At 36.8% G+C, this 13,496-nt stretch carries 12 protein-coding genes; 10 read left to right on the forward strand and 2 right to left on the reverse strand.

Annotated elements, in window-relative coordinates:
• The first annotated feature begins 334 nt into the window (after positions 1–334).
• The 5 genes from LPB89_RS09140 to LPB89_RS09160 all read left to right on the forward strand — a co-directional run bounded on the left by LPB89_RS09140 (position 335) and on the right by LPB89_RS09160 (position 5,164).
• Entirely contained in the window at positions 335–1,681 is a 1,347-nt protein-coding gene (locus tag LPB89_RS09140) for a cytochrome ubiquinol oxidase subunit I (protein ID WP_230701450.1), read from the forward strand.
• 2 nt (positions 1,682–1,683) lie between these two features.
• A complete protein-coding gene (gene cydB, locus LPB89_RS09145) occupies positions 1,684–2,760 on the forward strand; it encodes a cytochrome d ubiquinol oxidase subunit II (protein ID WP_230701451.1) in 1,077 nt (358 codons plus the stop codon).
• Between the two features lie 347 nt (positions 2,761–3,107).
• Positions 3,108–3,698: a Crp/Fnr family transcriptional regulator gene (locus LPB89_RS09150; RefSeq protein ID WP_230701452.1), complete on the forward strand. Its 591-nt coding sequence runs from the start codon at positions 3,108–3,110 to the stop codon at positions 3,696–3,698.
• A 99-nt stretch (positions 3,699–3,797) separates the two neighbouring features.
• On the forward strand, positions 3,798–4,556 hold the full coding sequence (locus LPB89_RS09155; protein WP_230701453.1) for an SDR family NAD(P)-dependent oxidoreductase: 759 nt from the start codon (positions 3,798–3,800) through the stop codon (positions 4,554–4,556).
• Positions 4,557–4,744: 188 nt separating this feature from the next.
• Positions 4,745–5,164 carry a helix-turn-helix transcriptional regulator gene (locus LPB89_RS09160; RefSeq protein ID WP_230701454.1) on the forward strand — a complete coding sequence of 140 codons (420 nt, stop codon included), beginning with the start codon at positions 4,745–4,747 and terminating at the stop codon, positions 5,162–5,164.
• A 265-nt stretch (positions 5,165–5,429) separates the two neighbouring features.
• Here the strand turns inward: LPB89_RS09160 and LPB89_RS09165 are convergent, their stop codons facing one another.
• Together LPB89_RS09165 and LPB89_RS09170 are read right to left on the reverse strand one after the other, a co-directional pair.
• Positions 5,430–6,215: a sulfite exporter TauE/SafE family protein gene (locus LPB89_RS09165; protein WP_230701455.1), complete on the reverse strand. Its 786-nt coding sequence runs from the start codon at positions 6,213–6,215 to the stop codon at positions 5,430–5,432.
• Positions 6,216–6,534: 319 nt separating this feature from the next.
• Complete coding sequence (locus LPB89_RS09170; protein ID WP_230701456.1) at positions 6,535–7,161, reverse strand: Crp/Fnr family transcriptional regulator; 627 nt, start codon at positions 7,159–7,161, stop codon at positions 6,535–6,537.
• Positions 7,162–8,193: 1,032 nt separating this feature from the next.
• Here LPB89_RS09170 and LPB89_RS09175 point away from each other — a divergent pair.
• From LPB89_RS09175 to LPB89_RS09195, 5 genes are all read left to right on the forward strand, one after another.
• Positions 8,194–8,505: a rhodanese-like domain-containing protein gene (locus LPB89_RS09175; RefSeq protein ID WP_127339532.1), complete on the forward strand. Its 312-nt coding sequence runs from the start codon at positions 8,194–8,196 to the stop codon at positions 8,503–8,505.
• A gap of 75 nt (positions 8,506–8,580) precedes the next feature.
• The gene (locus LPB89_RS09180) at positions 8,581–10,161 is read left to right on the forward strand and encodes an NADP-dependent glyceraldehyde-3-phosphate dehydrogenase (protein WP_230701457.1); all 1,581 of its coding nucleotides are present in this window, start codon (positions 8,581–8,583) and stop codon (positions 10,159–10,161) included.
• Between the two features lie 275 nt (positions 10,162–10,436).
• Positions 10,437–12,308 carry a M1 family metallopeptidase gene (locus tag LPB89_RS09185; RefSeq protein WP_230701458.1) on the forward strand — a complete coding sequence of 624 codons (1,872 nt, stop codon included), beginning with the start codon at positions 10,437–10,439 and terminating at the stop codon, positions 12,306–12,308.
• Positions 12,309–12,357: 49 nt separating this feature from the next.
• Complete coding sequence (locus LPB89_RS09190) at positions 12,358–12,762, forward strand: GNAT family N-acetyltransferase (RefSeq protein WP_230701459.1); 405 nt, start codon at positions 12,358–12,360, stop codon at positions 12,760–12,762.
• Between the two features lie 251 nt (positions 12,763–13,013).
• Positions 13,014–13,394, forward strand: a complete 381-nt coding sequence (locus LPB89_RS09195; RefSeq protein ID WP_230701460.1) for a hypothetical protein — start codon at positions 13,014–13,016, stop codon at positions 13,392–13,394.
• Positions 13,395–13,496 lie beyond the last annotated feature (102 nt).

A 13,496-nucleotide genomic window follows, 5' to 3' on the forward strand; every position in this document is an offset into this window, starting at 1 on the left:
ATTTGATTATGCATTGCGTTCCCGCGGTTGAAACCGCGGGCTTATTTGATACGTACATCTATACACAATCCTGTCATTTCTGTCGTTTCGACGAAGGAGAAATCTTTGCGAGAAGTTCGGCAAAGATTAGATTTTGTTTGTGGAGTTCCTTAAAGAGATTTCTCCTTCGTCGAAATGACAAACTTTGGCAAAATTGCTGCAGGCATAAGTGTTATTTATACATGTTAAATTGTTGAAAAGTTTAACAAATATAGGGCGATAAACTTTTTTTTAAGGTCATTAATTTGGGTTTTAATGGGTAAATTTGTGGGACTTCATAATTAAAATACCACTCATGGAAGAAATGCTTTTTTATGACCGAATGCAATTCGCCTTCACGATTACCTTTCACTACCTTTTTCCGCAACTTACAATGGGTCTTTCGCTGATCATTGTTTATTTCAAATGGAAATACTTAAAAACAAAAAACGAACAGTACAATCACGCCACGCATTTCTGGATGAAAATTTTTGCCCTTAATTTTGCCATGGGTGTCGTAACCGGAATCCCAATGGAATTTCAGTTCGGAACCAACTGGGCCAAATTCTCTGAGCTGACGGGTGGAATTATTGGTCAGACACTGGCCATGGAGGGGATGTTTTCGTTTTTCCTGGAATCTTCTTTCCTTGGGATATTTTTATTTGGTGAAAAAATACTGGGACATAAATGGCACTTTGTAACGGGAGTATTAATCATGATTGGTTCCTGGGCCAGCGGTTACTTAATTATAGCCACACACTCCTGGATGCAGAATCCGGTTGGTTATGAAATTCTGGAAAACGGAAAATTTGTACTGACCAATTTTAAAGCTTTATTTCTAAATCCGTGGCTGTGGCCTTCTTATCTGCACAATCAGGCTGCGTCTTTGGTAACGAGTTCGTTTGTTGTGGCCGGCATCGGCGCTTTCTATATTCTGAGTCAGAAAAATGTTTCTTTTGGAAAATTGTTTCTTAAAACGGGAGTCATTTTCGGATTGATTTCGAGTATTATTGTGGTAGTTCCAACGGGAGATTTACTGGCCAAAAATGTAGTGAAATACCAACCGGTGACTTTTGCCGGAATGGAAGGAATTTTTCATACCGAGAAAAAAGGTTCCGAAATTGTTTTAATCGGTCAGCCCGATGTAAAAGATAAAAAACTGGATAATAAAATTGCCGTTCCCAATATTTTGAGTTTCCTGACGTATGGAAACTGGGAACAGGAAATAAAAGGACTGGATCAGTTCGAAGAAGACCTGCATCCGACCAATATTTCGGGACTGTATTATGCCTATCATATTATGGTAGGACTCGGGACTTTGTTTATTGGTTTGATGATTTTGGCACTTTTTCAGTTAATTCGGGGAAAATTATACCAGACCAAATGGATTTTATGGTCGCTGATGTTTATGATGCCGTTCCCGTATATCGCCAATACTACAGGCTGGTACACCGCCGAATTAGGCAGACAACCCTGGCTGGTTTACAATTTATTGCGAACTTCTGCGGGGGCATCCCCAACAGTTTCGTCCGGAAATACCTTGTTTACCTTATTAGGTTTTATCGGATTGTATCTTTTACTTGGAATGCTGTTTTTGCTTTTGATTGGAAAAATTATCAATAAAGGGCCTCATCATGTGGAACTTTCAACAGAAAAAATATAAGTATGGAATTTTTTTGGTACGTCGTTTTAATGGGAATTCTGGCCGTTTACATTGTTTTGGACGGTTATGATTTTGGGGCAGGAATTATTCATTTATTTCTGGCTAAAACAGAGAAAGATAAAAAAGTAATTACAAGCGCTATCGGTCCGTTTTGGGATGCCAACGAAGTTTGGATTATTGCGGCCGGAGGTGTATTGTTTTTCGCATTTCCGACTTTATATGCTTCTTCTTTCAGTGGATTTTACCTGCCGCTGATTATGATTTTATGGCTGTTGATTTTCCGTGCCATCGGTTTGGAAATGCGCGGGCAGGTGCATCACCCGATGTGGGAAACAATCTGGGACAAGGCTTTCGGAATCGCAAGTCTGCTTCTGGCGTTGTTCTTCGGGATTGCTTTGGGAAATATCGTGCGCGGGGTCAATCTCGGAATGGTCACCAACGGCGTTTCGACTCAGGAAGCACATTACTTCTTTTTGCCCTTATGGAATCCGACTTTCAGTCCGCAAGCCAATGAATTGGGGATTATCGATTGGTTTACCCTGTTTCTTGGCATTGTGAGTGTGGTAGCTTTAACGATTCACGGCGCCAACTGGATTATCTTTAAAACCAATTCGTCTTTGAATCCACAGCTTAAAAACCTGGTTTTTAAACTGAATATTGTTTTATTGGTTTTGGTTTGTATTTCGTTGCAGATCTGGCATTTTATTGAGCCGGAACCTTTTCATAATTTTGTAGAAAATCCGGTTCTTTGGTTTTTTCCTGTGATGACTTTTGTCGGGATTTTAGGGTTGTTCAAAGTGCGTTCGTATAAAAAAGACGGGCACGGTTTTATATTCTCAACTTTATTTCTCGTTGGCGGATTTGCTTCAACAGCCGTTTCTATTTTTCCGAATGTTTTGCCTTCAACGAATAAAGTAAATCCGTCTTTAACCATTTACAATACCGCCGCCGGAGCTTACGGATTAAACGCCGGACTGAGCTGGTTTTTTGTCGCGCTGTTTCTGGTCATTATTTATTTTATTATTCAGTACCGTGTTTTTAATGGGAAAATGGATGATGTGGGGTATGGGGAGCATTAAGCTTTTTTAGCCACCAATTTCACGAATTTTCACGAATTATTTATATGCATAGCCGTTGGTTTTAACCAACGGTTTTTTAATTTTTGAATGAAGTTGGCTTTAGCCGAAAATGAGCTGTATATTTGGCTAAAGCCAGGAAGATTTATTCGATATTCCTTGGGTTAAAACCACGGCTATTCAATTTTATAAATTCGAAATTTCTAGTTTGCCTAAGTTTGCTTAGCGAATAGCCCGTTCGCCGCGGTTAAAACGCCAAAACAAACAATCTTAATTTCTTGGACTGATATTAATTTGCGATAATTTTGTCAAGGTACTGGGGCAGAATATAAATCATAATTTAAAATTACATGGAAGACCTGACATCATTTATTGAAAATATTAATAAGAAAGTCATCTTATTACCAGACGAAATGGATGCCTTGCTGTCTGAGTTTAAAGTGCGAAAAATAAAGAAAAGACAGTTTATCGTACAACCGGAATTTGTAAACAAACAAAGAACTTATGTACTTGAAGGTGCTTTTCGTGCCTATGTTGTAGATGAAAAAGGTACGGAACATACGATTCAGTTTGCGATTGAAGACTGGTGGATAGCCGATTATAATAGTTATATATACCAAACTCCGGCGACTATGTTTATTGTAGCATTAGAAGATAGTGTGATCTTACAGATAAATTATGAAGCCGAACAAAAATTAAAATCTTCCACTCATAATCTGGAAACCTTATTTCGTTTAATGGCCGAAAAATCTGCTGCATTCTATGTACGTCGCATTATTGCAATGCTTACACAAAATGCAGAACAGCGCTATAGTGAGTTTCTGGAAAAGTTCCCAAAGGTTGCGCAACGTCTTCCACAATACGCTCTTGCGTCTTATCTTAATATGACTACAGAGTTTTTATCGAAAATACGTAATGAAAAAGTGAAGAAGAAAAGTTGAAGTAGTTCAACCTTTTTTCCTAAGATACTTCAACTTTTCAACCTTACTAAATACCCAACTTTGCCTTATTAATTAACAATTATAATTAGCAAAACAAAGATGGAAAATTTAAGAAAATTAGAGGGGAAAGTAGCCTTAATAACAGGTGCATCAAAAGGTATAGGTGCAGGAATCGCTAAAGAATATGCCAATCAGGGCGCGACAGTGGTTATTAATTATGCAAGCAGCAAAGACGGCGCTGATAAAGTCGTTAAGGAAATTACCGGTAATGGCGGAAAAGCGATTGCAATACAAGGTAATGTGGAGAAAGCAGCTGATGTAAAACGTATTTTTGAAGAGATTGCCAAAACATTTGGTAAACTTGATATACTGGTTAACAATGCAGGTGTTTATAGCTTTGCGGGTATTGACGATATTACGGAAGAATCTTTTCACCGCATGTTCAACATTAATGTGCTGGGAAGTATATTGACGATTCAACAAGCGGTAAAATTATTTGGAGATAAAGGCGGTGCAATCATTAATACAGGTTCGATTGTATCAACGCTTGATATGCCAACTTCTTTGATTTATACTCAAACCAAATATGCAGTTGATGCCATGACCCGTATTCTTGCTAAAGAACTTGGTCCGAAGAAAATCCGTGTCAATTCTATTAATCCCGGACTAATCGAAACAGAAGGTTCTCACAGTTCCGGAGTTATGAATGGAGATGAAGAAAAATGGCATGTTTCTGAAACACCACTAGGACGTGCAGGTCAACCTGAAGATATTGCAAAAGTGGCTGTATTTCTTGGTTCTGATGATTCTTACTGGATTACTGGTGAAACTATCGCTGTGGCCGGTGGACAACGCTAAGTGAACTTTTATTGAAATAGAAAAGTTATTAAATTCAATAATGGGATTATTCCTGTTATTGAATTTTTTATTTTTTGCACGAAAAATTGTATTTTTGAGCATCGAAATACAAAAGTGTAACTTATCGAAAGAATGTTGTATTTTATTATATTAATAATTCGTTTAAGAATTTTAAATATCTTTGAACTATGAGCACAGCAACAAAACCAAAACATATCGGACGCAATATAAGCCGAATCAGAGAGCTTAGAGGAATGAAACAGGAAGCGCTTGCAGAAGCAATTGGCGTAAGCCAGCAAACTGTTTTCGGAATTGAAGGAAATGAAGAAGTTGATACTAAAAGACTTGTAGAAATTGCAAAAGTTCTTGGAGTTACAGTAGAAGCAATTGAAAACTTTTCGGAAGAATCAGTTTTTAATTTTTTTAATAACTTTTACGACAATAGTGTCAGTAATAGCAATGGTCAGGGTGCATCTGGTCCTATTTTTAATTTCAATCCTTTAGATAAAATGGTCGAACTTTACGAACGTTTGGTTCTGGCTGAAAAAGAAGTAGCTAATGCAGAAAAAGAAAAAGTAAAATATCTTGAAAAACTTTTGAATAAATAGAAATATAAAAGACTTAAGTTCACGTGAATTTGCGTTAGGGATAGGAGCGATATCCTTTTTCTTGCTTCTTTAGCAAGGAAAAGATTTAGCGAATAGCCCGACCGAAGGGAACGCCCAAAATATCAAAATCCGTTTACTCTCAGGAATAAACGGATTTTTTAGTTCATCTTTGGCAAAGATTACACAAAAAGAAGACAAAAAAATCTGCCATATCCGCAACCCGAGCAATAGCGAACTGGCGAAGCAAATCTGCGAGAGAAAAAACTTAAAACAAAACCTCCTTAGTAATAATATAAAATCCCATCACCAGAACAAACCACCCAAAAATAGGCTTTAATCTGGCGCCATCAATTTTTTTGGAAAGCCGGCTGCCGATGAACATTCCCAAAAGTGCCATTGCCGAAACGCCCAATAAAAAAGGATAATTGATGGGAGTACCGATATATAAATCACCTCCAAAACCTATCGATGAATTGATTGAGATAATTAATAATGAGGTTCCAACGGCTTGTTTCATAGGTAAATTAGCGAAAAAGAGCAGGGCAGGAATGATCAGAAATCCGCCTCCGGCGCCCAGAAATCCGGTGATGATTCCGACTACAAATCCAATGAAGCTAAGTTGAAGGTAATTGGTTTCGGTTGCTTTAATTTCGGGTTTGTTTTTTCGAATCATTGAAATAGCCGCTGTAATCATCAAAACCGAAAAGATAACCATAATCAGAAAATCTTTGGAGACAGAATACGAAGCGATAGAAAATAGAGTCGAAGCAATCTGTGGAAAGATAACTTCACGAATAATCAAAATCGAAATCACAGAAGGAATGGCAAAATACAACGCCGATTTGAGTTTGAGGTTTCCCATTTTATAATGGCTGTAACTTCCGGACATAGCAGTCAGTCCAACAATAAACAAAGAATAAGAAGTAGCCTGCTCGGGATTTACTTTGAATAAATAGACCAAAATCGGGATGGTCAGGATAGATCCTCCACCCCCGATTAAGCCTAGTGATATTCCGATGATGATTGAAGCAAAATATCCTAAATATTCCATTGCATGTTTTTATGCAAAGGTGCTTCGTTAAAAATAAATCTACAGTAACATTTATCACATAGAATTTATTAAATGCAAATATTTTTGATTAGCCATAAGGAACTAAGAGAATGTTTGTCAGTTCGAGCGGAGTCGAGAACACGCAACGCATCTCGACTCCGCTCGATGTGGCAATAAAGGTAAATTAGAAAGTGTTTGTCAGTTAGGGCGGAGTCGGGAATACAACGCATCTCGACTTTGCTCGATGTGGCAATAAGAAATTAGTGAAAATTAGTGAAATTGTTTTGTCTGTTCACTGTCGCTCTGGTCGTGGTAAAGACTATTTCAAAAGCTCAATCTGATTGCGGTTGAGTTTCACCAGACCACGCTGTTCCATTTTTTTGAGTAATCTGGAAATGACTTCTCTGGAGGTATTGAGTTCGGTTGCAATCTCCTGATGCGAAAGTTTTACTTCAGAACAGCCACAGGCATCGGAATGTCTTTTGAGGTAAAATTCCAAACGTTCGTCCATAGAGCGAAAGGCGATATTGTCAACCACTTCAAGGACTTCTTCAAAGCGGCTTCTGTAAGTTTCAATGACGAATTCGTACCAGGACCGGTGTTCCATCATCCATTTGTCCATCATTTGCAGCGGAATCATCATCACCGAAACATCTTCGACTACTTTGGCCATGATCTGGCTTTTTTCGCTTTTGGCGGTACAAATCATCGAAATAGCGCAGGCTTGTCCGGGCTGCAGGTAATACATCAGGAATTCGCCGCCATCTTCGCCTTCGCGGTAAATCTTGATCTTTCCTTTGGTGATCAAAACCGTGTTTTTGATGTATTGTCCCGTTCGCATTAAAATGGTTCCGGCTTCAAAATCCTGCAGGCTTCCGTTTTCTTCAATCGTTGAGATAAGTTCACTGGAGAAGTTGGGAAATATATTTTTAAGTGAGTTTTGCATGGTTTGATTGTTTATTTATTGGGCACGGATTTTACGGATTGAACGGATTTTCACAATTATTTTGATTTATTTTTTGCCACGAATTTCACGAATTAGCACGAATTAATTAGTTGAAATTAGTGGCAACTTTTTTTTAATTAATATAATTTCTTAATCTATTTTTTTGCCACGAATTTCACGAATTAGCACGAATTAATTAGTTGAAATTCGTGGCAACTATTTTTTTAATTAATATAATTTCTCAATCTAATTTAGTTGCATTTTATCATAGAATGCGACAGCGACAGCGAACCAATTTCACGAATTAGCACAAATCAATTAGTGAAAATTAGTGAAATTGGTGGCAACTTTTTTTTAATCAATATAAATTCTTAATCTATTTTTTTGCCACTAATTTCACGAATTAGCACGAATTAATTAGTTGAAATTCGCGGTAACTATTTTTTTAATTAATATAATTTCTCAATCTAATTTAGTTGCATTTTATCATAGAATGCGACAGCGACAGCGAACTAATTACACGAATTAGCACGAAATCAATTAGTGAAAATTAGTGAAATTCGTGGCAACTTTTTTTTACTCAATATAAATTCTTAATCTATTTTTTTGCCACTAATTTCACGAATTAGCACGAAATCAATTAGTGAAAATTAGTGAAATTCGTGGCAACTTTTTTTAATCATTATAATCTCTTAATCTGTGGCAAAAAAATAATTTCACAATTCAGTATGAACTAATTCGTAACACCCATTTTTATCAAATTAAAATTAAAACATCTAAATTTATACAAAGATAGCAGATTGGATTGGCATTAATTGCCAGAAAACTATTTTTAGAAGGTATCTGGTCAAATGAAAAAATCCTATTTTCTATCGATTTTATAGACTGGATTTTTGAAAATAGTGAGTAAATTTGTAATTCACTGATTATAATCCTTTCTCTAAAACGTTTTCTGAGAATAATAATCGAAATCGCATTTGGTACGTTTTTAATTAACAGAAACGTCGTAATTTTACAAAAAACACATTTATTATGAATTTATCACAAGAAGATTGGGTTGCCCAACTGGCTGCTGACGAGAATGCAGTTATACTTGACGTAAGAACTCAGGACGAGTTTAATGACGGTTACATCGAAAATGCCGTTAATATTGATATTAATAAAGGACAAGGTTTTATTTACGAAATCGAAGAATTAGATAAAAACAAAAATTATTACGTGTATTGCCGTTCCGGAGCCAGAAGTGCGAAAGCATGTCAGGTTATGAACGAGTTAGGGATCGAAAATGCCTATAATTTACTGGGCGGAATCCTTGACTGGGAAGGCGAAACCGTAAATCCATAAAAAAATGAAGAGGCCTGAAAAGCCTCTTTTTTCTTTTCAAACGCTATTAATAACCAAATTATAAATTACCGGACTATGAGTTTAATACCCGAAGAATTTCAGATTAAAACCCTTATCAATCAGGATACGTATCTTGTAAATGGGGAGCTAAAACAATGGACAGGGCAGACCACACCTGTTTTTTCTACCATTTCATCTACAGAAAAATATGCACCAACTGTACTAGGTTCCATTCCGTTTATGGGAGAAAAAGAAGCTGCTGAAGTAGTTGAGGCTGCCAACGGTGCCTATAATAAAGGTCAGGGCTTATGGCCAACGATGAAAGTGGCCGATCGCATTAAATGCATGGAAAATTTCGTAAGACAAATGAAGGATACCCGCGAAGAAGTGGTAAAACTTCTGATGTGGGAAATTGGAAAAAACCTTGGCGATTCGCAAAAAGAATTTGACAGAACAGTCGAATATATTCAGGATACAATTGACAGTTATAAAGAATTAAACGGACGCAGTTCGCATTTTGAAAAAGTGCAGGGCGTAAATGCCATGATTCGCCGCGGACCTCTTGGTGTTGTATTATGCCTTGGACCTTATAATTATCCGTTAAACGAAACTTTTTCATTGCTGATCCCGGCTTTGATTATGGGGAATACGGTTATTTTTAAACCGGCAAAACATGGCGTTTTATGTATTTCACCATTATTACGTGCTTTTAGAAGCAGTTTTCCTAAAGGTGTTATTAATATTGTTTACGGAAGAGGACGCGAAATTGCCTCTCCAATCATGAAATCCGGAAAAATTGATGTCTTGGCATTAATTGGAAACAGTAAATCAGCAATTGCCTTGCAGGATCAGCATCCGAATAAAAACAGATTACGTCTGATTTTAGGTCTGGAAGCTAAAAACCCGGCAATTATTTTACCGGATGCCGATTTAGATCTGGCGATTCAGGAATGTATTGCAGGAACTTTATCTTTCAACGGTCAGCGTTGTACCGCTTTGAAAGTTTTGTATGTACATGAATCTATTGCAGAAGAATTTAACAGACGTTTTTCTGAAAAAGTAGACGGATTGCTGTTTGGAAATCCATGGGAAAAAGGCGTTGCACTAACACCGCTTCCTGAAGCAGATAAGCCAAAATATATTCAGGGTTTAATTGATGATGCAACTTCAAAAGGAGCAAAAATCCTGAACGAAAAAGGAGGAAAACATACTGATAATTATATTTTTCCGGCCGTTTTATTTCCTGTAAATAAACAAATGAGAGTGTATCACGAAGAACAATTTGGACCTGTGGTGCCTATTATTTCTTTTAAACATATTGATGAACCTCTTGATGATATGGCCGAATCAAATTACGGGCAACAGGTAAGTTTGTTCGGAAAAGATATCAAAACCTTAGCACCGCTTATCGATTCCCTGGTAAACTTAGTTTGCAGGGTAAATCTGAACAGCTCCTGCCAAAGAGGTCCTGATGCCTTTCCTTTTACAGGACGTAAAGATTCTGCAGTAGGTACCCTAAGTATCCCGGATGCCTTACGTTCTTTCTCTATTCGTACGTTCGTAGCTTCAAAAGATATCGCTTATAATAATGAAATCCTGCAGGAATTGCTGAACAGCAAGGAATCGAATTTCATTAATACCGATTATATTTTGTAGTTTCAGGGTTATATATTAATTGTAGATGACCGTCTTTTTCTTTTTTGAAAAAGGCGGTTTTTTCTTTTTGAGTTGCTGAGGTTCTGAGATACTGAGGTTCTGAGTTTATTTTATCTCTTGTAAAATAGGTCTGTATTTTTTTCTTCATCCAAAACTGCAACATTTAGAATTGGATGGAATCAGAAATCGACGAAAATATTATTTAGATAAAATGTAACATAATTTAAATAAAGCTTCTAATATTGTAATCGACTAAATCATCAATTTATAAAACTATGAGAAAAAAAGCACACCAATTGTTATTGTTTGGTTTTCTGTTTTTAATGCAATATGGCTTTTCGCAGGAGCTTTATATGCCCAGAAATATCAAAGAATCTTATGCAAAAGGCACTCGTTCGACAGACGGGAAGCCCGGAAAAAAATACTGGCAGAATCATGGTAAGTACACTATGGATCTTACGGTAAATGCAGCTACAAAAGTAGTCAGCGGAACTGAAACTATTGTCTATGAGAACAACAGTCCGGATAGTTTGAGGAATTTACCTATTCGTTTTGTAAACAATCTTCATAAACCATCTTCTCCACGCGGCGGATCTGTCAGTGATGATTTTCTAAGTGACGGATTAACCATCACTTTATTGAAAGTGGAAGGCGAAGTTTATAAGGAAGACGCCAGAAGCTGGGGTACGGTAGGGAATGTAAAACTTAAAAAAGCGATTCCTCCACATTCAAAAATCACTATCAATATTGACTGGAATTATCCTTTGTCTAAAGAAAGCGGAAGAGAAGGACAAATTGACAATACTACTTTCTTTGTAGCGTATAGTTATCCGAGAGTAACCGTTTTTGATGATTATAACGGTTGGGACAGATTGCCACATACAGACCGTCAGGAGTTTTATAATGATTTTAATGATTATACGTATTCGGTTAAAGCACCCAAAAATTATGTGGTTTACGGCACCGGGGATTTATTGAATCCGGATGAAGTTTTGAATCCGGAATTTTCAGCACGTTTAAAAAAGTCATATACAACCGATGAAGTGCTTCATATCGCTAACGAACAGGAAATGAAAAGTGGTGCTGTAACAAAACAAAACGACTGGAATACCTGGAAATTTGAAGCCAAAAACATTTCAGACGTATGTTTCGGACTAAGTGATCATTATTTATGGGATGCCAGCAGCGTTTTAGTAGATAAAAAGACAAATCGCCGTGCGAGTGTTCAGGCAGCGTATGATGTAAAAGGAACTGATTTTGTAGCTTCAGTAAAAAACAACCAATACGCCTTAGACTGGTTTTCGAACAACTGGCCGGGAGTTCCGTATCCTTTTTCAAAAATGACTGCTTTCCAGGGATTTGCCGACATGGAATACCCAATGATGTGTAATGATTCGCAAATGGGAGATCCTGTTTTCGCACAACTGGTACAGGATCATGAAGTGGCACATACTTATTTTCCTTTTTACATGGGAATCAACGAAACCCGTTACGCATTTATGGATGAAGGCTGGGCTACCACCTTCGAATACTTAATCGGAACAGCAGAACACGGAAAAGAAGCTGCCGATAAATTTTACAAACAATTCAGGGTGGCGCAATACATCAACGATCCTTCAACAGAAGAAGATCAGCCGATTATCTCTATGTCTACGCAGGTTTCAGGACCGGGTTACGGAAATAATTCATACGGTAAAGCTTCCCTTTCTTATATCGCCTTAAAAGATCTGCTGGGCGATGATTTGTTCAAAAAGTCATTGCACGCCTATATGGACAACTGGAATGGCAAACACCCAATTCCGTGGGATTATTTTAATTCGATGAATACTGCCTCAGGAAAAAACCTGAACTGGTTTTTCAACAACTGGTTTTTTACGAATAATTACATCGATCTTTCCGTTAAAAGTGCAGATGCCAAAACGGTTTCGATAGAAAATATAGGTGGTTTTTCGATTCCGTTTGAGGTGAATATTGTGTATGCAGACGATACAAAAGAATCGCTGCATCAGACTCCTGCTATTTGGGAAAAGAATCAAAAATTGGCGGTAATTGCTTTAAAAAGTAAAAAGCAAATTAAAGAAATCACAGTTGACAATGGTATTTTTCTGGACGCAACGCCAGCGAATAATACCTGGAAAAGCAAATAATTAAAATTTAAAAGTCCCTTGAGTAAAGGGACTTTTTTTTCAAATTAATATGGAAATCAGAGCAATTAAAGCGCCACAAACCTGGAAAATCAGGCATGAAGTAATGTGGCCCGGTCAGCCTTTTGAATTTGTGCAGCTGGACGAAGATGATTCAGGATTGCATTTTGGGGTTTTTATCGAAGAAAAGCTGGTTTCAATAGTTTCCTGTTTTATTGATGGAGATGAAATGCAATTTCGAAAATTAGCCACTTTAGAAGAATATCAGGGAAAAGGAATTGCTTCTGAATTATTGCATTTTATTTTAAAACTGGCAAAAGAAAAAGGATTGAAAAAAGTCTGGTGCAATGCCCGGACGAATAAAAAATCATTTTATAAAAGATCCGGAATGTCAGACACGCATAAAATTTTTACAAAAACCGGAAAAAATTTTACCATAATGGAGATTTTATTTTAGAACAGGCACTTAAAAAACATCCTGCCTGAATTTTTAAATAATCTGTTTTTAAATCCCTGATTTATAACCTGATGTTTATTTATGCGGTTTGTTTTTTATTGAATTCACAATGTCTCAAGCCTTGTCTTTTCAGGCAGTAACGACTAAAATTAACAGAATGAAAAAATGAAAACGTTTTCGTTTCTTTCAAGGTGTTAAGACTTTCTTATTTTATTTTTTTTATTCCAATCTTTTATTACTTTCGCACTCAAATGAGAAAGTTAATAGTATTTTTAGTATTCATGAATTTCCTTCTGCTGGGCGGAGGGCAATATCTTAATGCTGAAACTCACCAGGGCCCTCATCACAATCTTGAGAAAAGACACCGCGTAAAATTCACCAATCAGGATCAGGGTAATTCAGTTATTGAAGATGCCGATGTAGATCTTGATGAAGAATGTCTTGGTAACGATACTCTTAAAGATGGACTTTTAAATAAATATTTTACAGCCAATTACAGCTTAGTAGCTAAACTCTATTTGACATTCTCTCGTCAGCTGGTTGTAAATTCCTATAATCGTTTTGAATTCTTAGCGCCATCTTGTGGCGAGTCAAATCCTATCTATATTACTCAGAGAGTTTTAAGAATCTGATTCCCTTTTATACATCGGTTACCAATAAGCGTGATCATGCATAAGTGCGGACAGTATTTTTAAAATACTTTTTCATTCTACATTTCACGTTTTATTCTGGCG

Source organism: Flavobacterium sp. ENC (assembly GCF_020991415.1).
GTDB lineage: Bacteria > Bacteroidota > Bacteroidia > Flavobacteriales > Flavobacteriaceae > Flavobacterium.

Coding starts and splice junctions, on each gene's coding strand:
- LPB89_RS09140 (WP_230701450.1), top strand. CDS start 335: ATGGAAGAAATGCTTTTTTATGACCGAATGCAATTCGCCTTCACGATT.
- cydB (WP_230701451.1), top strand. CDS start 1,684: ATGGAATTTTTTTGGTACGTCGTTTTAATGGGAATTCTGGCCGTTTAC.
- LPB89_RS09150 (WP_230701452.1), top strand. CDS start 3,108: ATGGAAGACCTGACATCATTTATTGAAAATATTAATAAGAAAGTCATC.
- LPB89_RS09155 (WP_230701453.1), top strand. CDS start 3,798: ATGGAAAATTTAAGAAAATTAGAGGGGAAAGTAGCCTTAATAACAGGT.
- LPB89_RS09160 (WP_230701454.1), top strand. CDS start 4,745: ATGAGCACAGCAACAAAACCAAAACATATCGGACGCAATATAAGCCGA.
- LPB89_RS09165 (WP_230701455.1), bottom strand. CDS start 6,215: ATGGAATATTTAGGATATTTTGCTTCAATCATCATCGGAATATCACTA.
- LPB89_RS09170 (WP_230701456.1), bottom strand. CDS start 7,161: ATGCAAAACTCACTTAAAAATATATTTCCCAACTTCTCCAGTGAACTT.
- LPB89_RS09175 (WP_127339532.1), top strand. CDS start 8,194: ATGAATTTATCACAAGAAGATTGGGTTGCCCAACTGGCTGCTGACGAG.
- LPB89_RS09180 (WP_230701457.1), top strand. CDS start 8,581: ATGAGTTTAATACCCGAAGAATTTCAGATTAAAACCCTTATCAATCAG.
- LPB89_RS09185 (WP_230701458.1), top strand. CDS start 10,437: ATGAGAAAAAAAGCACACCAATTGTTATTGTTTGGTTTTCTGTTTTTA.
- LPB89_RS09190 (WP_230701459.1), top strand. CDS start 12,358: ATGGAAATCAGAGCAATTAAAGCGCCACAAACCTGGAAAATCAGGCAT.
- LPB89_RS09195 (WP_230701460.1), top strand. CDS start 13,014: ATGAGAAAGTTAATAGTATTTTTAGTATTCATGAATTTCCTTCTGCTG.